This is a genomic window from Streptomyces sp. NPDC002623 (assembly GCF_053592635.1).
In genome coordinates this window covers 1-21065 of the sequence record NZ_JBSFWB010000066.1, presented here as the reverse complement: position 1 = coordinate 21065, position 21065 = coordinate 1, and the positions used below count along the sequence as shown (strand labels likewise).

Sequence of the window (21065 nt, the reverse complement as noted above, 5' to 3'; positions counted from 1 at the left end):
CCCTCCGGCGGCTTGTAGCCGGCGGTGAACGGGGCGTATCGGTCGATGATCGACTTCAGGTGGTGCAGGGCGACCGCGTACCCGGCCTCATTGCCGAGGCCCTGGTGCGCGGGGTGACAGCTGGGCAGGCTAGTTTGCTCGGGTGAGTCTCCTTGATGATGTAGCTGAGCGCGACGGCTGGCAGTGCTGGGTGTGCGACGAACCGGTCGACCCCGAAAAGTCGGTGAACGACCCGCAAGGGCCCAGCGTTGACAGCCGGACCGCCGACCGCAAGGCCAAGGTCGCCGAGCGGCTCGCGCACCGCGGGTGCAACAGCCGCAAGGGCGCGGTCAAGGTGGTCATCGCCTGGCCCGACCGCCTGTACGTGGTCGAACCCGCGCCGCTGATCACCGTTGCCGCGAGGCTGGAGCGCAAGGGGGGCCGCGAGATGGTGGGCCGTTGTCCGACCAGGCAGGACGCCCAGGAAGCGGCGGATTGGCTGGTGGACCGGTTCTCCCGACTGGTACCGGGGCTGCCGGTGACCGCCGACATCGAGGCGGGCGGCGGCCAGTTCCTCGTCATCCTGGCCACCGGCCACCGCTGATCGGGGATCACCTGGATCTCAGGCCGCCACACGCCCGCGCACCAGAGTTGATGCAGCGGCCGCCGGGGTTGGCGCCTGCCCAGCAAGGAACGCTCATTTTTGATGCTCGTCCTCTTGTGGCGGTGCTCGCGCCTGACTGAGCTGGTTGTGGAGGCGCCGGCCGCGTCGCAGACAGCGGCGTCAACGAACGCGACGGCGAAGACCGTCGCCAAGGGCCGGTACTCGGCCGCGAACGCCGCCGTCCGCAACAACAAGACCGGCAACCGGCTCCTTCTGCCCGGACTGACCTGTGGCGGTTGTGGCGCTTGGGGCGTGCGCGCCGAGAAGTCTGCGGAGGGCAGCCCAGACCTCGCACGCTCGTAGCCGAACATCACTCGGCTTCCCTGCGGCTGGTGGGAACCAGCAGGCCGTCACCCGGTCAGAGGACGCACCCGGCTTCCGCCCGGGCCAGTTGCCTGCCGACCTCGACCAGAACCTCGATGCGTTCGGCAGGCCCGTACGCCTGATGTCGCCCAGCCACCGGGTCGTAAACGCGTACCTCGCTGTACGGGCCGGAGCACACCAGGGCGCGAGCGATGCCCGGCAGGCCCAGGCTGAGGGCATCGCATTCACGGTCCCGGACGAGCTGGAGCAGATCCGCGGCGGTGATCGCCTCCCAATCGCCGACCTCCGGCCAGCGCTTACCGCCGTCTAATTCGTAAGTAAGCGTGGCAAGCGGCAGGACTCGCCTGGCCGGCGGCCGCGGGTGAGGCGGTCTTAGATGCGGGCGCCGTCGGGCTGCCGGACACGGGGATGCAGCAGAGAGGCTGCGGCGACGAGCGGGGTGTTGATCTCCTGGGCGGCGGCCGGGTAGTAGGCCTCGTGCGCGAACAGCACAGCAGGTACACCTCGCGGGTGGACTGGTCGGAACCGTCCTGGAGCATGTGCGTTTCCTCCTTCGTCGGCGGGACGAAGGTCGTGTGCTCGGCTGATGGCTGGGGCCGCGGGCAAGGCCCGGGCGGATACGGACCCAGCCGCGGCTGCCCGTCGAATCGGTCGTGCCGGGCAGCCGCCGCATCGCCCTGCGTGGGAATGACGATCTGGCGGGTCTGGACGACGAGTTGCAGCATCAGCCGCTCCCGGGCGATGGGCTCGCTGGAGACCGAGCGGGTGTCGTGGCGCTGGAGCAGGTCTGCGGCGTCGAACAGATGGCGGTGGCCGATCTCGACGCCGCGCCGCGCCTCGTAGCGGTCGCTGCCGGCGGCAGCCTGGACGAGGCCGGCGTGCAGGGCGGGGAGGCGCTGCAGTAGCTGCAGGCGGCTTCGTCCTCGACGATCCGGGCGTTCTCGCCAGCGCGGATATCGAGCCGGTCAGGCAGGTGCTCTGGGGTCGCGGCGGGACGCCGCCCCGCGTTGAACACCGGCATCGGCTGGGCGCGCGCCGACGGCGCGGCCTACGTCACCGACCACGTGCCGCGGGTGCTCGGCCGACCGGCGGGCACGTTCGAGCAGTGGGCACGCGACCACCGGGAGCGATTCGCGGCAATGCCGTAACCCACCGCCGTCGACGGCCGTCAGCCTCGCGGGCAAGAGGCCCGCACAGCCCAGACCCTGTTGGTGATCTTCTACGCGAGTACCGAAGGCGCGCCTGGCTGGTTTCGTCTCCGCGCTGTTCCCAACCAGTCCCGTCGCCCACTAGGGCGCGTATCGGGTCGTGATCAATGAGCATCGCAGCTTCCGGGGCGGGTGCCCGTCTGGGGTACGGGGCCCAGCGGTCTGCGGCTGCGCCGTGTGGGCGCGAGTAACCAAGAGCGGTGCCGCAGGCCGGCAGTGGCGGGGCCCGAGGGCCCCAGCCAAGTGCCCGCCGGGAGGGGGTGTCAGGCGATGGCGAGCCGGTCCACCAGCAGCTCCACCCTCGGCTCGAGGTACTCCGGCGGCAGCCGTCCCGCCCGGGTCAGCGTCGCCACCCCGTGCAGGGCCGCCCAGAACAGCTCGGTGAACAGCCCCGGGTGGACGCCATCCCCGGCGACCTCGCCCAGGCTCTCCAGCAGCGCAGCGAAGGCGTCCTTGAGAGGTTCCGGGGTGTCCTCGTCCGCGAACGCCAGGCCGCCGTCGAGCTGGAACATGGCGTCGTAGACCGCCGGGTTGCGCTCGGCGAAGTCGAGGTAGGCGCGGGCGAGGGCGGCGACCCGCTCGCGCGGGCCGTCCGCGGCGGAGGCCGCGGCCCGCACCACCGCGGCCAGCTCGGCGGCGCCATCGAGGGCGACGGCGCCGATGATCTCGCGCTTGCCGCGGAAATGGCTGTAGAGGACGGGCTGGCTGTATTCGATGCGCTCGGCGAGCCGACGGGTGGTGACCGCGTCCCAGCCCTGCTGCTCGGCGAGTTCGCGGGCCGTCGCCACGATGAGGCGCTCGCGGACCGCCCGTTCGCGCTCCTTGCGTTCCTGTACCGACATGATTCGATTCTAGCACCGCTAGACAATCAAGCGGCAGCAGTACTAGCGTTGCCTCATCATCTAGCGGCACTAGATTCCAGGAGGGGCAGTCATGCTCACCGCACTTGAGGTCTTCACCACCGTGGTCGTCGGCCTGATGGTGGGGGTGGAATTCGCCGTCGCCTTCGTCATGAACCCGATCCTCAACGCCCTCCCCGAGGACAGTGGCCAACTCGGCCACGCCCACGGGGGCCGGATGCTCGGCGCCCTGATGCCGTTCTGGTACATCGGCTCGCTCGTCCTGAGCGCGCTCTGGGCCATCGCCGGATGGCCGCACCACGGCGCCGGCCTGGTCGTCATCGCCGCCGCGCTGCTGATCCTGAGCGTGATCATGTCGCTCCTGCTGCTCGTCCCGATCAACAACCGGAACAAGACGTGGACCCCCGAGAACCGGCCCGAGGACTGGAAGGAGCAAATGAACCGCTGGCTCCGCTTCCACTACCTCCGCGTCGCCGTCATCATCGCCGCCTTCACCCTGCTCGTCGCCGCCCTCGCCTGAGGCCGCTGGCCGCCACCACGCCGGCGGCGCACAATCCCCACGCCCCGGGTGGCAGCGGGCCACCGAAATCCCGACATCCGGGAATGCGACTGCCGCTGAGAGCCCACAACTGCGATCCCGACAAGCTACGCCCCTCGGTGACCTGCGAGACTCTCGGCTCTGGTTCGGGTGAGGTCTTTGATCCAGATCACCGAGGCACGCAGGTGAAGCCCGGCGAGGTAGCTTTCCGGGGTCTTGTCGTAGCGGGTCGCGATGCCCCGCCACGCCTTGAGCTTGTTGATCAGGCGCTCGACGGTGTTCCTCTCCTTGAAGAACTCGGCGTCGTGGTCGACGGGGCGTCCCCCTCTGCGGCCCTTCGTCGTCCGGTTGGCGGCCTGGTCCCGTTTCTCCGGGATGACGGCCTTGATGCCGCGCCTGCGCAGGTGGGCGCGGTTGCCACGGGACGAGTACGCCTTGTCCCCGGCGACCGCGTCCGGCCTGGTGCGAGGCCGCCCCACTGGGCCGCGGACCCGGATCTTCCCCAGCACCGGGATGAACTGTGGGCTGTCGGCCGCCTGTCCCGCGGTCAAGACGAACGCCAACGGTCGGCACTTGCGGTCGGCGGCGAGATGGACCTTGCTGGTCTGCCCGCCCCGGGAGCGCCCCAGCAGAGCGGCTTTCAGCCGGACCCTGCGCCGGCGCCGGACGCGTCGCCGCTCGTCCCGCTCGGGATCGGCACCACCGTCCTGCCCGTTTCGTCCCTCTGGACCGCCCCTTTCGACCTGGCCTCCTCCTCTTCGGCGGCAGCCTTCTCCAAAGCGGCGAGCACGTCCTGGCTCGTGTGCATCCCGGCGGCATCGTGATGGGCCCGCATGGTGGTGGAGTCGATACCGACCAGCGACAGATCCACCTCACCCGGCTTCGCGGACTCCGCGATCAGGCCCTCCAACAGGGCCTCGAACACGCCGGCGTCACGCCACTGCCGGAAACGATTGGACACCGTCGACCAGGCACCGAATTCCTGCGGCATCTCCCGCCACTGCCCGCCGGTCCTGAACCGCCAGACCACGCCCTCGAACTGCTGGCGCAACCGCTCGGGGTATGGGCCATACTCGCCGATCGGCAGGTACGGCTCGAAGAACTCCCACTCCACATCGGTCAGCTGCGCACGCGTCACGCAAGACGATCTACCGGATCGAAGATCAGCACTAGGGGAGAACCCGTTCATTGATCACGACCCGATACGCGCCCTGGTTGTTGTCGGAGAGCAGTTCCGGATCAGGGCGAGAGGGAACACGTGATGACCCATGCACGGTCGAACGGCTCACAAGCACCCGTGGTCAGCAACTCCCGGCAGACGCCCGCCCTCGCTACAGGAGCCATGACTCCGTTCGACGGCATCTACGACCAGCCGGACCCTCGCGCATACTTTCGTGAGCTGCGTCCCTGGGAATACCAGACCCCTCATCATGCTCAGCCGGTCTTCCGCCGCATGCTCACAGCGTGCAGGCCCGCAGGCCCGGCCACGGTACTGGACCTGTGCTGTTCCTACGGCATCAACGCCGCTCTGCTCAACCACGAGCTCACCCTGGAGGACCTGTACGCCCACTACACATCGCCGCAGGCCACCGAGCTGACCACCGCAGAACTGATCGAATGGGACCGGGCCTACTACGCGGCGCACCGGCGCCCGGACCCGGCCCGCGTCATCGGACTCGACGCCGCCCCCCATGCCGTCTCCTACGCACGCGCTGTCGGCCTGCTGGACGAGGGGTTCGCCGAGAATCTGGAGACCGCGCCGCCCAGCCCGGCCCTGCGCCAGGCCGCCCGCCACACCCGCCTCATCACCGTCACCGGCGGAGCCAGCTTCCTGACTCCCCTCACCTTCGAGCCGCTCCTGGACTGTGTCCACGGCCCGGTATGGGTCGCTGCATTCGTACTGCGGACCCACTCCTACCGCCGCATCGCCGAGTGCCTGGAGCCGTACGGCCTCAGGACCGAGAAAGCCCGCCCCCCACACGTTTCCGCAACGCCGCTTCACCAGCGAGCAGGAGCAGCGGTACGCGATCGACGCGGTGACCGCAGCCGGCGAGGATCCGCAGGCCAGGGAGACCCACGGCTACTTCCACACCACGCTGTACCTGTCGCGTTCCGCGACCGACGCCGCACAAACTCCCCTGGCCACCCTGGTCCAGGCATCCTGACACCTTCCACATCCCGTACCCCACAACAGCACCCTGAGATCACCAACAGCATCCAGCCCAAGGGACAGAGCCCGTTCTCCTTTGAGCTGGTGAGAACTCGCACAGATGAGTGCGGGGTCATGGTCGCCGGGTGGGGCGGTCGTCCCAGCGGTGAGTGGTCCAGGCGCGGCGAACGAGGCTACGCACACGGTCGTCATGTCCCACCGCTCCGGCGAGACCGAGGACACCACCATCGCCGACCTCCCGTCGCCACCGGCTGCGGCCAGATCAAGACCGGCTCGCTCACCCGCGCCGACCGCACGACGAAATCCAACCAACTTGTCCGCATCGAGGAGGAGTTGGGTCGGCCCAGAGGATGAGCCGCCGATTTTGCCCACGGAGCTACGAGTCCACGAGGTAGGCCTTCTCCCCTATCACCGGCGGGGCGCCGGCGGGCCCCTTGATGTACGGGCCGCGCCAGATCACCCGGTGCTCCTGGAGGCTGGGATACCACTGCCTGACCTTGTGCATCCGCACCGGCCACCGATGGTGGTACATCCGCTTCGCCTCCCCCCGCCGGCTCCGACGGACGCGGCGAGGGCGCAGCGAGCCGAATGACCCGTACATCGGGATCGCGCGGTACGGAGCCGTCCGCGCCGCTGGCTGCAGTGCCGCCACGCCGAGTTCGCTCTGGTCGCCGACCGTCTCAGCTGAGGCCTCCGACGAGGGATGTTCCTCAGCTCACACCGGCCGTCGGGACTGCGCGGGAACAACCCGAAACAGTTGACCGTTCACCTATACGTGGCTGGTGGAGGGGACAGTGTCCCCGGGCCTCACCTATAGCCCATGGGGACGATCGTCCGGCTGAAGCCCCATGGAGCCTTCCGCCGAGAGGCGACCGCCCTCCGCCCGTCACCGCCTTACGGCCCCGGCTGGTCTCCCCCGTCCAGCCGGGGCCTTTGCGTGCTCTCAACTGGCGCGGGCCCGCCGGAGAAGCCCAGGCTGTTCGACGCGGGAGTCCAACAGCTGCCCCGTCGGGTGAGGTGGAGGGTGGCCAGGGCCGCGGACCGGTCGGTGACGATGGCCTGCTGCGCGGCTGCGAGGGTGGTCCGGTCGCTGGCTGGGCCGCCGTCGCCGCTCAACCGTCGTCCCGCACCCGCGGGAGTGGCTCGCGCCGAGCCTCCCGCTGCGTACCGTCGCTTCAGCCAACGTGATGCGCCCAGGGGCAAGGCCGGCGGAGGACGGTATCGGGTTCAGGCGGTGGGGCGGGTATGCACGCTGACGGCATAGCCGCCGCCTGGACGGTAAGGGTCGCCGGCCCAGGTGGCGAAGCGCTGCCGCAGCGTCAGTCCGGCCTTCGTGCACCAGTGGTCGAACTCCGTCAGCGTCACTGTCGGTTCCGGCAGTGGCAGGTGTTCCGCGTCCAGTCCCATGCCGGTGATCAGCAGTCCGCCGGGGCGCAGTACTGCGGCAAGCTGCCGCACAACAGCCGGTTCGGTACCGGGGGCCAGCAAGGGGATGACGTTCCCGGCGGCGAGCGCCAGGTCGAAGCCGGGTTCCAGACCGAGGCGGTCCAGGTGTGCCAGGTCACCGTGGAGCCATTCTTGCGTGGGGGCGTCGCGGCGGGCGACGGCGAGCATGGAGCGGTCGAGGTCCACGCCCGTGCAGAGGTGACCCAGCTCGGCGAGTCGGATCGCGATCCGCCCGGTGCCGCAGCCGGCATCGAGGATCCGGGCGGCGGGTTTCAGCAGCGCGTCGCAGAAGGCGGCCTCGCCGTGGATGTCGTGGCCTGATTCAGCGAGCCGCGCAAACCGCCGGGCGTACTCCTCTCCGGCTTGTCCGCCTGTCAGTTCCGCCCAACGGTCACCTTGGCTGTTCATGGTCTGCGTGCCTTCCGGTAGATGGGACGAGGACGGTGCCCTCGCCTTCCTCACCGCCTCCACCGCGGCGAGCAGCACGACCCTAGCCAGATCGACGCGGCGAACACCTGCTCGCTCACGCCCGCCCCCACGGAGGGCAGCCCAGGTTCAGGTTCCCTGGGCCAGGCAGGCCCCGCACCTACACCTACACCTACACCTACACCTGCACCTGCACCTGGGTCACTCGATGGCCGGTGAACAGGCGCCTCGCCGACACCTCGCCATACCGTTCGATGCGGTCGAACACGACCAGGTGGTCGGGGGCGGCGCGGGCCGGGCGGCGCGACCAGGCCAGGGCGATTCCGCAAGAACATCACCGTGGACGAGACGGCCGTTGCCACGAAAGATCATGCGGCGGATGCACGCCACTCGCCGGAATCGCATCCTTCCCGGTGACAGCCCGATCCCGATCATCCGAGAGGACACCCCTTGTCGCCCAGCCCGTCCCGAGGCACGCGCCGAACCGTCTCCGGTCTCGCCACCGCCCTGCTGGCCCTGGCCGGCCCCCTGGCGGCCCCGGCCCTACCCGCGGCGGCCGCCGCCGGAACTGGGCAAGTCAGCACGGTCACCTACACGGCGGCGGAACGGGCCGCCGCCCTCTCGTACTGGACGCCCGCGCGCATGAAGCAGGTCAGCCGCGCCGTCGACCTGGGGCCGACCGGTCCGCTCAGCAAGCCCTGGACCGGCAAGGCCATCTCCAGCATCGGCCGGCTCTTCTTCGTCGACTCCAGGGGGCAGGACACCTGGTGCACGGCGAGCGCCGTCACCAGCGGCAACCACTCAGTGATCATGACCGCCGCTCACTGCGCGCGCCTCGGCTCCTCGCCCGTCAACACCTACGGCGACATTGTCTTCGTCCCCGGCTACGCCAAGGGCAAGGCACCGTACGGCCGTTATGCCGTAAAGGCGACCATGACACCGCGCTCCTGGGCCGAGGACACCGTCAATGACATTGCGGCGATGGTCGTCGCCACCCCGGCGTACGGGAAGCGGCTCACCGACGCAGTGGGGGCGCAGAACATCGCCTTCAGCCGTCCGGCCGGTGAACGGGTCACCGCCTTCGGCTATCCGGCGACCTCTCCCCAGCGGGGCGAGGAACTGCTGTACTGCGCCGGTACCTCTCAGCGCGCCCCCGAGGGCGAGCAGCGCGTCCCGTGCGACCTCGGCGGCGGCGCGAGCGGCGGTCCCTGGCTCGCCGGCTTCGACTCCGCCACTGGCAAGGGCACCGTGGTCTCGGTCAACAGCCACGGCAAGGGCGACGGCGGCACCCCGATGTACGGGCCGACGCTCGACAAGACCGCGCGGGCCGTGTACGACGCCGCCCAGCGCGCCTGAGTGCCGGGGCTCCGGCCGGCCGGAGCAGCGAGCTGTCCCGGGACCCGGAGGCCGTCATGGCCGCTTCGCGGTTCATCGCATGTGGGGTGGGGTCGTCATGCGGGCGTGGAGCCTTGGCCGATGAGCGCCCTGGTTGACGGGACGACAAGGTCGGGCTTCGCCCGCGGGAGTGCTGGAACCGGGGGCCCGGTAGGAGCGAAACAGGGAACCGGCGTAGCTGTCAAAACTCCTGACGGGGCGAGTGGGGCCTGGGCGTGCTCCCGGAGCTGCCGCGAAGTGACGAGTGGCTCAGTGTGATGTTCCGGCCTCGGGTCGGCGAGACACAGAGGGGTAGTGGGGCAGCGGATGGCCGTAGCGGCGATTCCGCTTCGTGGTCGGGGTCAACGGACTTTCGGTGTCTGGCGGCCTGTAGGCCTGCCGCAGTAAATGCCGGATTTGCTGCGGCAGAGCCCCTACGACCGAGGTTCGGCAGAGCGCGGCTGCACCCGCGCCTATCACGCTCAGCCTCCACCTCGGCGTGCCCGAGCACGCTCCTGCAGAACACCTGCCCACCGGGCGTGCCCGGGCCGTAGGTGTCCAGCCGCCCGCCGACGACGCCGACCGCTGCACGGCGGGGTTGTTGCACGAGCGACGGCCTATGAAGCGCTCCCGCCCGTCGGGCTGACGCGGGAGCAGGGTCGGCGTGCCTGGGGACCGGCGGGGTGCGAGCGGTGCCAGCGTGTTTGCGGGTGGCCGTCCCATCCCGCATGTCGGCCTCGGCGCTGCGGTGCTCCAGCACGAGCCGACGACGCTCGCGCAGGTTGGGCACGAGCTCCGGAGGGGGCCGCCTACGCGGCAAGGTCTGCCCGGCGCTGAAACGTCACCCGTTGGGGCTAATCCGGGTGGCTTCAGGGAGCCGGGGGTGAGGGACTGGAGAGCACCCTTCCGTCCTCTGCCAGCTTTTCGCTGCCCTGAAAGACCGAGGTGATTGCGGGTGACCCCCAACTCCAGTACTCCCGTCAACGGCGACTACTACGACCCGAAGGACCTCACGGCCGCCACGACCTACCGGACCGACGGCTCCGAGGTCCTCCACGGCATCTCCCTGCGATGGACCACCGGAGGCAACTCCGGCGGTGACACCACCCCGCCCGACTGGGACGACGGCCGGGCTCCGTACCCGCACGAGTACGAGGTGTGGCTCAACGGACAACCCGCCCAGACCCTCTATCTGGACTGGCCGACCTGGTGGGGCGGCTGGAAGCTCGCCGCCAACCACTGGGTCACTCTGGGAACCGATCCGGGCGACACCTACCAGGTCAGCATCCGGGCCCGGCGCGGCGACGGCAGCTGGAGCCCGCTCTCCGAGGAGTGCACCGTTCCCGGCCGGTCCGACGACCCGTACCAGCCGATCCCCATCGCGGTGTCCGACGACCGCAGCGGGGACGTCGCGCAGCCGATGCACGGCAACATGGCCGACCCGCCGGGCCGCTCCCTGCTCGCCCTGAAGTCCGCGGAGGGCGGCGGGGGCCACGCCTGCACGAGCGCCTTCTGCGACCAGGTCCGTGCATCCTGCGCTCCGGACGTCTGGTGGTCGGAAGTCGTCCCCGGCAAGGAGCGGATGTGCGCGGACTACCCGTGGAACCGGCACGGCCACTACCTGGAGTACCGGAAGTTCAGCACCGGCGGCGATGTCGGCAAGGTGGCCTCCGCGGGCAACCCTCGCTTCGCGGGCCTGGACCTCGTGGGTGACTGGCCCACCGCCGCCCTCGACGCCGGCGCCCAGGACCTCACCTTCTCCTACGAGCACACCGCCAACCACATCGGGCCGACGTGGACGTACCAGTTCTTCGTCACCAGGGACGGCTGGAACGCCTCGGCCCCGCTGTCCTGGGCCGACCTGGAGCCGACTCCGTTCATGGTGGTCGTCCACGGTCGCGACCCCGAACAGGCTTGGACCACGGCGGCGTTGGCCGGACGCAAGAGGGGCCGCCACGCGATCGTGAACGTCTGGGGCGGGCACGGCGGTGTCTGCACCACCGGCAACCCAGAGAGGTGCTGCGACCACCTCGACCAGGAGCAGCAGATGACCGGTGAGTTCTTCGTGTCCGTCTCGGACGTCGTTTTCGAATGATCTGACGGGGAGCCGCGCTCTGCCCGGCTTCGGCACCGCGGGCATACCGTGACGAGCGGGAACCGGCGGGCCTGGAACCGGACTCGATCACGCTCGCACTCTCACTCCCGGACCCCGCCCCGGCGCCACGCCGGGGCGGGCCGCACACAGTGACACCCCACCTCTTGGGGCCGACGTGACTGCCCGCCGCCTGCGTACCGCCGTCCTGCTGCCGGCCGCGATACCGCAGCCAAAGCCCGTGGCGGCGTGGCAGTGGGTCCGGCATCATCCCCGTGTGATGGTGATGCAACCCGTTCTGGAGATCTTCGCTGCCGACGACTTTGCGCTCCGGCCGGTTGGCGAGCACGAGTCGTACGGCTACCTCGTTCCGGACGGGGAGCTGACTCCGGCGGAGGTCGGCACGGCGGTGATGCGGATCGCCGACTGCAACGACATCGAGCCGGAGAAGGAGCACGGGCCGTGTCCGACCGACCCCCTCGGCACGTTCCTGCACGAGCTGCTCACCATGCCCGACCTGTTCGCCGCCGGCGGGTTCCGGGTGACCGACAACGCAACCGACACCGTCTTCGTCGATCCGGGCTGCTGCAGCGGCCTGGAGACCTGGCGGGACTGGCTGAAGGCGCTCGGCGGCACCGGCTGCTCCTACTTCGGCCACGACCCGTCCTCAGTGGCCGAACGCGTCGGCGACACCGTCCGGCTGGCTCTCGACGCCCACGCGAAGGACGGCAGCCCGGTGATCGAACTGCCAGTGGACCAGGTACGCACGCTCGTCACCGGTGCCGAGCAGGACCTGCGGGACTTCCTCAGCCTCGCCGGAACCTGGGCCGAACAACACCTGCCGGCACACGCCGCCGCCGTCACCGCCGCCCTGGCCCGGGCACTGGACCTGGGGCCCACACGATGACCAGCTTCCTGACCCACCGAGCGCGCGTGCACGACGCCCGCCTCCCCCTCCGCCGCCGGCACAGCGCGCTGCGAACCTGTATCACCCTCTTCGCGCCATACGGCTTCCGGGCGACGTACCACCACCTCACGCTCAGCGCCGCGATCCCCCGGCGGCTGGAGGCGGATCCGGACGCGCTGGTGCGGGCGGTGGAGGAACTGCATGAAGCGCGGGTGCTGTGGCTCGCGCGGGCGCAGGAGTACGCCGCGCAGCGCCGGGCGGAGAAGCGGTCCGGGCGGCGGGCTGTAGCGAACCCGCGACCGTGGTGGCTGCGGAGCAGGTGGGAGGGCCCGGACCGCGCCTGGTACGAAGACCCGTTTCGCCACCCGTCGCTGCGACTGCCCGAGTACGTCCGGCGACAGAACGCCATTCTGGATGGCGCCGAACTCCCCGGCTGCCCGGCCTGCGGGGACGAGGGACCGCTGGAGCCGAACTCGACCGGGCACGGCCGGGTCGAGCTGTGCCGTGGGTGCGCGTGGGCGCCGGTGCCATGTCCGTGTGGGCAGCGACACCGCCTCGTGCCGGATATCCCGTACGGCTGGAACGAGATCTGGCAGCGGGCGCACATGAGCGATGACGGAATGCCGAACCCACACTGGCCCGCGCGCTAGCCAGTTGGATGCGGCACGGCGAACGCTCGGGAAGCCAGATCCCGTCAACCACGGCGAAACTGTGCGCGGGACCACCACAGCCATCAGCTGACATGCAGGTTCCGGCTTGCCAACGCTCAGGATTCCGGGAACCCGCGCGCTTCCAACCGGTCCAAGGCAGACGCAGGACCCGGCCGAGTGGCTGCCCTCGGACGCCCTCCTGCCACTGCGCCTACGCCGCGACCTGGGTCGGCACGAAGCTGCGCTGGGACCCAGCCGCAACCGAGGCCGAGCGCCAGGTCCTTCTTGGTCTTGCCGGGGACTGTCTGCCGCCCTCGTCAGCCACGAGCCCGCGTCCCCCTGACCGGCACACTGGTCCTCGGCTCTTCCGACTGAACCGCCTTGCTCGAATCCCGTCACACGCCGGCCAACAACAGTCCGCTGAGGGGCTGGGCCCCCTGTGGCGCGGTCAACTCGGCGAGCTGACCGGCCCTTGGGTCTGCGCCAGGCAGATCTTCAGAACGGGGGTCCATCGCTCCGAGCGGTGGTCGAGAACTGTGGCGGACGAGGATTGTCCTGGTGAAGGACGGCCACGGCCTCTTCGATGCGGCCGAGGTCAATGAGGTACCCGGCCAGGTCGTGGCCGTTTGCGGGGGCGTGGGGGCGCAGGACGGCGACGGCCTCCTCGGTGTGTCCGGCGCCGGCGAGCAGCTCGGCAATGTGGGGTGCCGCGTACGACGTGCCGCCCTCGCGGTGAGCCCGGGCCTGCTCCATCGCTTCGTCAGCCCGGTTGCAGGCGACCATCAGCGGAAGTCGTATCCAGAAGAGGTCCCAGTCCTCCTCGCCCCCGCGGGCGGCGGCAAGGGCGTCGAGGTGCGCCAGGCCGTCCTCGGGGCGGCCCTGGTCGAGGTACAGGTTGGACAGAGCATGGAGGATCCAGTCGTCCCCGTTGCGAGCGTCGGCCTGGTGGCGCATCACCTCGATTGCTTCGGTCCCCCGGCCGTGCCGGGCCAGCAACTGCGCGAGCCGGACAGCCGAGTTGGGGTCGTAGGCGACAGGTTCGCCGGCCTGCCGGTATGCCGCGATCGCCCCCTCCACGTCACCGTGTTCCTCCAGCAGTTCCGCGAGGCGCTGTGCGGCGTACCCCAACTCCTCGGTTACTGCGTAGGTGTGCAGTTCACCGGCCCGGTCGTGCCGGGCCAGCAGATCGGCCAGCTGGTCCCGGCCGTTGACCGAGGTGACGTCACGGGTGCGGAGCAGGGCGATTGCTTCGTCGATGCGGCCCTGGCGTTCGCGGATCGTGGCGAGCAAGCCGATCGCCGTGTCTGGGTCCAGGCCGCGACAGCACCACGGGGTGTCGCAACGGTGCTCATCCGGGATCCGGGCGGCGAGCAGCGCTGCGGCCTCCTCGTCGCGGCCGGCGCCCTCCGCGACGTCGACCAGGGCCGCAGCGAGGAACCGGTCGTCGATGTGTGGCCGCAGCAGCGTGAACGCCTCGTCGTCCCGGCCGTGCCGGGCGAGCAATCGCGCATAAGACTCCAGTGCCAGAGGATGCCCGACCTCCATACGAGCCCGGGTCAGCACGATCGCCTCGTCGGTCCGCCCCCAGCTCTCCAACAATTCCGCCGTGGCCCACGTGGCCGTCCACCAGCCTGTAGCGAGATACGGGGCGAGTATCTTCAGCGCCTCAGCCTGCCGGCCCTGTTCACCGAGCAGCCTCGCCCACTCCCGCGCGCAGAACCACTCCCCATGGCCAGCCCAAAACTCCACCTCCTCGGCATCGCCGAGTTCGAGAAGCCGGGAGACCAGATGCGGCGGGATGCAGCCAGACTGCGTCCGGGCCCGATAGTCAAGATCAGCTGCGTCCACAGCGACGTACCGTAGCCCCTCCCACTGACATCACCCCAGCTCCGAATATCGCGTACGCGGAATGACGCACCCTGTCAGTCGGCGCCAACTACGAGGATCGCGACCTGTTCTTGATCTTCGAAAGGATCCGCTCGCGGGCCTCGCCCGCACCGGACGCGCGACGGTCACCGCGCTGTCCGCGCTCGCCGCCCTGCTCATGCCGCCGCCCCGGCCTCCATGCTGCAGCAGCACGACCCGGCGACACCGTCACCCTGCCGGTCCGCGACGCCCTGGCCACCCTCGCCGTCCAGGAAACTGCTGACCTCCTACGATTGGCCGCTTCGAAACCAGCGCCCAGCCGTGCCTCGAACTCCACTTCGCATGCCCGGTACGTGGGTGCTCAGGCCGTACGGACTCAAGCCCCCCGGGTCTGGCGCCGTTGGGTTGTGGCGTCGGCCAGTCCCACTGGATGTCGGCGAGGCTGTCCAGCGGCGTGCGGTCGGTCACGGCTTCGGGGGCGGCCAGGGTGTCGTCGTTGTGCAAGGCGGCCGGGAAGAGCAGTTGGGTGCGTTGTTCGAGCTCGGCGAGGGTGACCTGGAGGAGGCGGAACTCGTCGAGGTCGAGGACTTCGAGCTGGTCGAGGTTCTGGGTGAGCGGGAACGCCTCGGCCTGCAGCGGCCGTAACTCCTCCAAAGGCCGAAGTGGGCGTCGTGTCAGGTGCCCTTGGTGAGGAAGTCGAGGAGGATCTGGCGGCTGGTCTGTGAGGTGAGGCTGCCGTAGGCGTCGTCGAAGGCGTGCTCGGCGAAGGGCAGTTTCTTGAACGTGGTGTCCACGTCGTCGGCTCGGAGCGATGCGGCGAAGCTCTTGATGGTTTCGGGGCGGGCGCTGCGGTCGCGGTCGCCGACGACGAGCAGCGTGCGTTGCAGTCCCTTGCGGATTTCGGTGGTCGGGGAGACCTCGCGGTAGCGCTGGGGGTATTGGACGGGGGTGCCGCCGGTGAAGAGTTCGGCGGCCTCGCGGCTGCCGGAGACGTCCGCCTTCCACATCTGAGTGACGTCTGTGCCGGGGTAGAAGCCGACGACGGAGGCCGGAGGTGTGGGGGTGGGACCTTCGGCGGCGCGGATGGTGCCGTTCTGGAGGCGGTAGGCGGTGTTCATGGCGAGGGTGCCGCCGGCCGACATGCCGCCCATGGAAATGCGGGAGGTGTCGATTCCGTACTTGTCGGCGTTGTCCCGTACCCAGCGCAGAGCGGACAGCAGGTCCTGGGGGGCGGTGTTCCAGGTGGGCCGGTCGGGGGCGGCCAGGCTGTAGTCGACGGCGATGGTGGCCACACCGTGGTCGGCCAGCCAGCGTCCGGTACCGCGCAGGTCGCTCTTGTCGAAGGTGTGGAAGCCGCCGCCGTGGGCGAGGAGGATCGCCGGCGCCTTGGTGTTCCGGCTGTTACGGCTGTTCCGGCTATGTCCGGGCAGGTAAAGGTCCGCCTTAAGGGGCTGGCTGTCGCGGGTGGCGTACACCTGGGTCGTGTCCGGGTGGGTATCGGGGTAGGCGATCTGGCTGAACACCTCGCCGAAGGAGACCCTCGCACCCGCCTGCTGCGCGGCGCTGAACTGGATGCCACCGATGGTCAGCGCGGCCACCATGGACAGTGTGGTGACCGTGGTGAGGACGCGGCCCCAGCGCGGCAGCCCGCTGCGCCAGGCCGTGATTCCCAGGAGGGTGCCGGCCAGGGCGAGGATGGCCATGTGGAAGGGGTACTGGCCGCCGAGGACCGCACCGATCACTCCGACCTTCGGGATGGCCGGAAAGTAGGCGCCCAGCATGATCGTGGCGATCAGGAAGGCCATGACGGAGGCGATCACGGCGACCACGACGCGCAGGGTTCTCCGCACCTTGCCGGGAGGGGCGGCTGCTGGTGACGTTGCCGGACGTCGGCTGGTGAACATGGTGGTGCTCCTCCGAGGCAGAGGTGAGGGAGGCGGATCGGGCCTCCGCTCGGTACACCACGAGACTGGCTTCCCGGGTCGGGTCTCCGCGTCCCCCGCCGGAGCCAACGTGCTGCGTAGCTCTCCGGTGCTACACGGTGCAGGTGGAGGGCCGCCGTGCGGGGTGGAAGGCCGCCGTGCGGGTTGGGCCTCGGTCGCGGCGGCGGGGTGTCGGAGCCGAGGATCCCGCGGCTGCGTCGGCAGCGGGGCGCCGTCTTCAGCGGGCTGTGCTGCCGGGAGTGATCAGGCCGGTTTCGTAGGCGAAAATAGTGGCCTGGGTGCGGTCGCGGAGCTGCAGTTTGCGCAGGACGCGACCGAAGTGCGTCTTGACCGTCTCTTCGGCTACCACCAGTTTCCGGGCGATTTCTGCGTTGGACAGGCCCTGGGCCACATGCGTGAGGACTTCGGTCTCGCGGTCGGTGAGGGCGTCGATGCGCACCCCGGTCGGCCTCTTGGCAGCCGGGCTCACACGGGAGAACTCCGCGATGAGCCGTTTGGTGATCTCCGGGGCCAGAAGGGCCTCGCCTTGGGCCAACACGCGTACGGCTTCCGCGAGCTGGACCCCGGAGGCGCTCTTGAGGAGGAACCCGGAAGCCCCTGCGCGTAGCGCCTCGTACACGTATTCGTCGAGATTGAAGGTGGTCAGGATCAGGATCTTCGCGGGGGTACCGGCCTGGGAGGTGATCCGACGGGTAGCCTCGATGCCGTCCATGTCCGGCATGCGGATGTCCATCACGATCACGTCGGGTGTCAGTTCCCCGGCCTGCTCGACGGCTTGAGTGCCGTTCTCGGCGGTGGCGATGACTTCGATGTCGGGCTGGGCGCCGAGGAGGATGGTGAAGGCTTCCCGGACCATGGCCTGGTCGTCGGCGACGATGACACGGATGGTCACTTGCGGGGCTCCTTGCCGGTGGCGGGCGAGATGGGGTCGGGCAGGGTGGCGGCGACCTCGTAACCGCCGCTGGGGGTGGGGCCGGTGACGAGATCGCCGCCGAGCATCGCTGCGCGTTCCCGCATGCCGGTGAGACCGTGCCCGGAACCCGGCGAAGGGCCGGCCGGGGGTACGGCTGGGGCATTGAGGACCCGCAGGTGCAGCGCGTCGCACGTGTAGGTGAGTTCGATGTCTGTCTCAGCGCCGGGGGCATGGCGCAGAACGTTGCTGAGGGCTTCCTGAACGATGCGGTAGGCCGACAGCCCCACCCCCGGCGACAGCGGGCGGACAGTTCCTTCGATCCGGACAGTGGCGTCCAGACCGGCGGCGCGCACGCTCGCGAGGAGAGCGTCGAGTTGCGCGAGGGAGGGTTGGGGGGTGGTGCTGTCGTCGCCGTCCGAACGCAGCAGGCCGAGCAGGTGACTCAGTTCGGCCAGCCCCTCCAGCGCGGTGGCACGGATCGAGGCCAGCTCGGTGACCAGCTCCGATGGCGGGTCCTGCACCCGGTAGGGCGCGGCGTCGGCCTTGATGGAGATCAGCGACATGTGGTGGGCGACGACGTCGTGCAGCTCGCGGGCGATGCGGGTGCGCTCTTCCAGGACCGTGCGCAGCGCCCGCTCCTGGGCGGTGGCGGCGATCTGCTCGGTGAGGCGTGCATGGTCCTGGCGGCGGCCTCGGGCCACGGTGCCGACGAGGACGGCAAGCACGAACAGCACGGCGGAGACGATGATCACTTTCCATGACTCCACGGCATGGCCGAACAGCTTCAGGATCACCGCCAGCAGGGCACTGAGCAGCGCCGCTGTGATCGAGGAGAGCAACCGCACCCGCAGTGCGAGGAGGAAGAGCACGCCGGCGTGCACCATCCACGCATAGAGCTGGCTGTTGAGGGCGGGCGGATACTCCAGCGTGGTGGCCGTGAGCACCGCCATCGACAGCCACCAGGCGGGTGCCGGCCACCGCAGTGCGACCACCAGCATGGCCGCGTGCGCGAATGCCAGTACAGGAGTGGTCGTGTCCGTCGAGGCGGCTGCCAAGGCAGCTGCCAGGCACACCAGAGTGTGGGGCAGCCAGCGCAGCCAGCGGGGCCAGGACAGCGGCGGCATAGGACGGGCTCGGACCGTGAAGAGGTCCGCGCGCAACAGGCGAAGGCCACCAGCCAGGTTGGCCGCAGCGGTGGGCATCGGGCGGCCCTCCGTAGGGGAGGTCGTCTGGGACACATGATCATTATCGGACATCGCGAGGACTCTGTTGAGGTCCCCGAACTGCGGGCGTCGTATGGGCACTGTGCCTCAGCCCGCCGTCCATGGCAGACAGCGGCGCCGGAGCAGGCAGGTACGGCCCCGCGGCGGCCGCTGGCGGCGGAAAACACGCAATCGCGGTAGCCAAACGGGCAGCACACCCCGGCGTAGCCGCGCAGATCGGCTTCCGACCACCCATGAGACTTGCCTCCAGATGTTCTTGCGGAATCGAAACTACGGAGGAACATCCTGGTCGGCATCCTGCTGGAGAGCCGTATCCGATGTAGCTCTCCAGGGGGAGGAGGGTGACACAACGATGTCTTGAGTTGTCATCCGGTGGAGGTCGTGGGCGAAGATTCCGAGTCCGGCACAGGTCTCGGACGACCCGCTTCACCTCGTGGCTGGCGAGGCGGGGCAGGAGAGCGATCGCTGCCTCGAAGCGGCTGGGTGTCGTGCCGGACCGGTGATCAGTCCGGCCCAGACCCGGCGGTTTCGCAGGATGGTGGGCAGGTCGGCGGCGGTTACCGTGCCCTCGGCCGCCAGGGCGGCCAGCGTCTTCTCGTCGAGGCCTGCCCCTGGAGCCGGTTCCGCAGCCGCTTGGCAGACGTCCGGGCCAGCAGTGCGGGCAGTGCGGCCTCAAGGGCCTTCTCACGCCACTGGTCGGCCTGAGCGTCAAAGCCGTGCGTTGCGGACTCTTCGCCGTGGCGCACAGGGCTTCGATCACCGTCCTGCGGGCTCCTTGGGGAGGTCCTCGCCCATCGCGAGATCCCGCCACAGCGGGTACGTACGGGCATTGACCATCCTCGGATCCCCTCCCACGCCTTACCCGGCGTCACTGCCCGGTCGCCATCCGTGGAACGACCGTACGGCGCACCCGGGCCCGGGCGGGGCGCGATCCATGAAGTCGACGCGCCTCGCGCGCCGACCAGACCCCTGCTCAGTCGGCTCGCTCTCTCGCGGCACGGAGCTGGAGGAGGATCCCGTGGGCTGCTGCCGGCTGAGGGCACCGCACACGTTCAGGCGCCGTCCTCCGGCTCGGACACTCCTGCCGCCCGGCTCACGAACGGTGTGGGGGCTCCGGGGCCGGCCTTGTCAGTGATGGTGGACATTGCCCGAAGATGCCGTCCCGGTCGCGGGGCACAGATATCTCGACCGGTCCGACCCGGTGAGCACGGTCTTGCCGCGGGTCGGGTGCCGTTGCGGGAGTCGCCGCCGTCCTCGCCAGCCGGGTCGTGAGCCCGGGCGGCAACGACAGACCGGTCGCGATCTTGCGCTGCAAGGTGGCGCTCCTACCGGCCGCAGTGGTCGTGCATCCAACCCCCACGGGGCTTTCTGCTCCGAGTCGACCTGCCGAAGCACAGTTCAACTGGCACGAGCAAGGCAAAGCGGAACTGCACCAAGATCCGTGTGCGGACCGCCATCGGCTCCCAGGGCCAGGTCCACGTCCACGTCCACGTCTGCAACCTCGGCGACGCGCTCGACAATGCGTGACCTTCGCCATAATTTGCCCATTCATGAACATAGATGCGCCTATAAATGGTTTCAAAGCTGGTTGCACTCCTTCGGCGATCAGCACAGGGATGCAAAGACCAGCGGCATGGAGAAGCGTTTGATCACGCTCTATAAGCGACGCACCGGGCTGGTGGCTACGGCCGGCGTACTCGGGGGCGTACTCGCAGTCACGGCCCTCGGCGGTACAAGCAGCGCTGCCACCAGCGGAAACAGTGCCGGGAACGACCCGAAGTCGCAGGTGCGGGTAAACCAGGCGGACGCCCAGGAAGCCTCCGACGCCCGAATAAAGATCACGCCCGGGCAAGGCGCCTACAACGTCGCGATCGACGGCCCGGTCGGTGTCACCGTCAGCAAGGGCAAGCTCACCAAGGTGACCATGACCGCCGTCGCGACCGGTGCCGAGATCCCGGGCACTCTGTCCGCGGACGGCACCTCCTGGAAGCCGAACGGCCGACTGGAGCGTGCCACCAAGTATCAGATCACCGCAGAGGCCGAGGACGCCAAGGGCCGCTCCGCCACCGGTAACGCCACGATCACCACGGTCTCCCCGGCCAACGACTTCATCGGGCACGTCTCCCCCACGGACGGCTCGACCGTCGGCGTGGGCATGCCGGTCAGGGTCGACTTCGACATGGCGGTCAGCGACAAGGCTGCTGTCGAGTCGGAGATCCAGGTCAGCTCCAGCAGCGGCCAGCGGGTCGCCGGTCACTGGTTCAACGACCGCCGCCTGGACTTCCGCCCCGAGAATTACTGGAAGCCCGGCTCCACCGTCACCGTCACGCTCAACCGCCACGGCATCCAGAAGACGGTCACGTTCAAGATCGGCCGGAGCCAGATCAGAGACCGCCTCGCCGTAGGCGCGGTCGATCGCGTCCACGTCGTGCCCGTCGATCCGGACGGTGTGCCAGCCGAAGGCCTCGAAGCGGCGGGCGTA

18 protein-coding genes and 2 pseudogenes are annotated in these 21065 nt (G+C 69.6%); 12 read left to right on the top strand and 8 right to left on the bottom strand.

Features of this window, described 5'->3' with window-relative positions; translation table 11 throughout:
- The first annotated feature begins 142 nt into the window (after positions 1-142).
- The 3 genes from ACWD4O_RS46870 (at position 143) to ACWD4O_RS46860 (ending at position 2115) form a co-directional block, all read left to right on the top strand.
- A complete protein-coding gene (locus tag ACWD4O_RS46870; protein ID WP_451289222.1) occupies positions 143-583 on the top strand; it encodes a hypothetical protein in 441 nt (146 codons plus the stop codon).
- A gap of 1037 nt (positions 584-1620) precedes the next feature.
- Positions 1621-1872 carry a hypothetical protein gene (locus ACWD4O_RS46865; protein WP_451289221.1) on the top strand — a complete coding sequence of 84 codons (252 nt, stop codon included), beginning with the start codon at positions 1621-1623 and terminating at the stop codon, positions 1870-1872.
- 102 nt (positions 1873-1974) lie between these two features.
- Positions 1975-2115, top strand: a complete 141-nt coding sequence (locus tag ACWD4O_RS46860; RefSeq protein ID WP_451289219.1) for a hypothetical protein — start codon at positions 1975-1977, stop codon at positions 2113-2115.
- A gap of 323 nt (positions 2116-2438) precedes the next feature.
- On the opposite strand, the gene ACWD4O_RS46855 is transcribed toward ACWD4O_RS46860, so the two are convergent.
- The gene (locus ACWD4O_RS46855) at positions 2439-3017 is read right to left on the bottom strand and encodes a TetR/AcrR family transcriptional regulator (protein WP_451289218.1); all 579 of its coding nucleotides are present in this window, start codon (positions 3015-3017) and stop codon (positions 2439-2441) included.
- A 91-nt stretch (positions 3018-3108) separates the two neighbouring features.
- Between ACWD4O_RS46855 and ACWD4O_RS46850 the strand changes: the two genes are divergently transcribed.
- Complete coding sequence (locus ACWD4O_RS46850; RefSeq protein ID WP_451289216.1) at positions 3109-3555, top strand: anthrone oxygenase family protein; 447 nt, start codon at positions 3109-3111, stop codon at positions 3553-3555.
- Between the two features lie 125 nt (positions 3556-3680).
- Here the strand turns inward: ACWD4O_RS46850 and ACWD4O_RS46845 are convergent.
- Positions 3681-4711 (bottom strand): annotated as a pseudogene (locus tag ACWD4O_RS46845) (IS5 family transposase).
- An 898-nt stretch (positions 4712-5609) separates the two neighbouring features.
- Between ACWD4O_RS46845 and ACWD4O_RS46840 the strand changes: the two are divergent.
- Both ACWD4O_RS46840 and ACWD4O_RS46835 read left to right on the top strand, forming a co-directional pair.
- Positions 5610-5738, top strand: coding sequence for a hypothetical protein (locus ACWD4O_RS46840; protein WP_451289215.1), 129 nt, complete (start codon positions 5610-5612; stop codon positions 5736-5738).
- A 150-nt stretch (positions 5739-5888) separates the two neighbouring features.
- Positions 5889-6097 (top strand): annotated as a pseudogene (locus ACWD4O_RS46835) (hypothetical protein).
- A 22-nt stretch (positions 6098-6119) separates the two neighbouring features.
- Here ACWD4O_RS46835 and ACWD4O_RS46830 read toward each other — a convergent pair.
- Both ACWD4O_RS46830 and ACWD4O_RS46825 read right to left on the bottom strand, forming a co-directional pair.
- Positions 6120-6275: a hypothetical protein gene (locus tag ACWD4O_RS46830; RefSeq protein WP_451289214.1), complete on the bottom strand. Its 156-nt coding sequence runs from the start codon at positions 6273-6275 to the stop codon at positions 6120-6122.
- Positions 6276-6970: 695 nt separating this feature from the next.
- On the bottom strand, positions 6971-7597 hold the full coding sequence (locus tag ACWD4O_RS46825) for a class I SAM-dependent methyltransferase (protein ID WP_451289235.1): 627 nt from the start codon (positions 7595-7597) through the stop codon (positions 6971-6973).
- Between the two features lie 468 nt (positions 7598-8065).
- Between ACWD4O_RS46825 and ACWD4O_RS46820 the strand changes: the two genes are divergently transcribed.
- From ACWD4O_RS46820 to ACWD4O_RS46805, 4 genes are all read left to right on the top strand, one after another.
- A complete protein-coding gene (locus ACWD4O_RS46820) occupies positions 8066-8971 on the top strand; it encodes a trypsin-like serine peptidase (RefSeq protein WP_451289213.1) in 906 nt (301 codons plus the stop codon).
- Between the two features lie 973 nt (positions 8972-9944).
- Positions 9945-11084: a lytic polysaccharide monooxygenase auxiliary activity family 9 protein gene (locus ACWD4O_RS46815; protein ID WP_451289212.1), complete on the top strand. Its 1140-nt coding sequence runs from the start codon at positions 9945-9947 to the stop codon at positions 11082-11084.
- Between the two features lie 277 nt (positions 11085-11361).
- A complete protein-coding gene (locus ACWD4O_RS46810) occupies positions 11362-11988 on the top strand; it encodes a hypothetical protein (protein WP_451289234.1) in 627 nt (208 codons plus the stop codon).
- Positions 11985-12638 carry a hypothetical protein gene (locus ACWD4O_RS46805; RefSeq protein WP_451289211.1) on the top strand — a complete coding sequence of 218 codons (654 nt, stop codon included), beginning with the start codon at positions 11985-11987 and terminating at the stop codon, positions 12636-12638. Before ACWD4O_RS46810 ends, ACWD4O_RS46805 begins: the two co-directional genes overlap by 4 nt.
- A 495-nt stretch (positions 12639-13133) precedes the next feature.
- On the opposite strand, the gene ACWD4O_RS46800 is transcribed toward ACWD4O_RS46805, so the two are convergent.
- Positions 13134-14387 (bottom strand): tetratricopeptide repeat protein, encoded by a 1254-nt coding sequence (locus ACWD4O_RS46800; protein ID WP_451289210.1) that lies wholly within the window; start codon positions 14385-14387, stop codon positions 13134-13136.
- Positions 14388-15026: 639 nt separating this feature from the next.
- Between ACWD4O_RS46800 and ACWD4O_RS46795 the strand changes: the two genes are divergently transcribed.
- A complete protein-coding gene (locus tag ACWD4O_RS46795) occupies positions 15027-15149 on the top strand; it encodes a hypothetical protein (RefSeq protein ID WP_451289209.1) in 123 nt (40 codons plus the stop codon).
- 29 nt (positions 15150-15178) lie between these two features.
- Here the strand turns inward: ACWD4O_RS46795 and ACWD4O_RS46790 are convergent, their stop codons facing one another.
- The 3 genes from ACWD4O_RS46790 to ACWD4O_RS46780 form a co-directional block, all read right to left on the bottom strand.
- Positions 15179-16408, bottom strand: coding sequence for an alpha/beta hydrolase (locus ACWD4O_RS46790; RefSeq protein ID WP_451289208.1), 1230 nt, complete (start codon positions 16406-16408; stop codon positions 15179-15181).
- A 256-nt stretch (positions 16409-16664) separates the two neighbouring features.
- Positions 16665-17339 (bottom strand): response regulator, encoded by a 675-nt coding sequence (locus ACWD4O_RS46785; RefSeq protein WP_451289207.1) that lies wholly within the window; start codon positions 17337-17339, stop codon positions 16665-16667.
- A complete protein-coding gene (locus ACWD4O_RS46780) occupies positions 17336-18562 on the bottom strand; it encodes a sensor histidine kinase (protein WP_451289205.1) in 1227 nt (408 codons plus the stop codon). The genes ACWD4O_RS46785 and ACWD4O_RS46780 overlap by 4 nt, the downstream gene beginning before the upstream one ends.
- 1654 nt (positions 18563-20216) lie before the next feature.
- Here ACWD4O_RS46780 and ACWD4O_RS46775 point away from each other — a divergent pair.
- Positions 20217-21065, top strand: an 849-nt coding sequence (locus ACWD4O_RS46775; protein ID WP_451289232.1) for an Ig-like domain-containing protein, incomplete at its 3' end; no start/stop codon positions are given.

Excerpts from the sequence above, each read along its gene's own strand:
- ACWD4O_RS46855 (WP_451289218.1), bottom strand. The coding sequence starts at position 3,017 with ATGTCGGTACAGGAACGCAAGGAGCGCGAACGGGCGGTCCGCGAGCGC.
- ACWD4O_RS46850 (WP_451289216.1), top strand. The coding sequence starts at position 3,109 with ATGCTCACCGCACTTGAGGTCTTCACCACCGTGGTCGTCGGCCTGATG.
- ACWD4O_RS46830 (WP_451289214.1), bottom strand. The coding sequence starts at position 6,275 with ATGTACCACCATCGGTGGCCGGTGCGGATGCACAAGGTCAGGCAGTGG.
- ACWD4O_RS46825 (WP_451289235.1), bottom strand. The coding sequence starts at position 7,597 with ATGAACAGCCAAGGTGACCGTTGGGCGGAACTGACAGGCGGACAAGCC.
- ACWD4O_RS46810 (WP_451289234.1), top strand. The coding sequence starts at position 11,362 with ATGGTGATGCAACCCGTTCTGGAGATCTTCGCTGCCGACGACTTTGCG.
- ACWD4O_RS46805 (WP_451289211.1), top strand. The coding sequence starts at position 11,985 with ATGACCAGCTTCCTGACCCACCGAGCGCGCGTGCACGACGCCCGCCTC.
- ACWD4O_RS46790 (WP_451289208.1), bottom strand. The coding sequence starts at position 16,408 with ATGTTCACCAGCCGACGTCCGGCAACGTCACCAGCAGCCGCCCCTCCC.
- ACWD4O_RS46780 (WP_451289205.1), bottom strand. The coding sequence starts at position 18,562 with ATGCCCACCGCTGCGGCCAACCTGGCTGGTGGCCTTCGCCTGTTGCGC.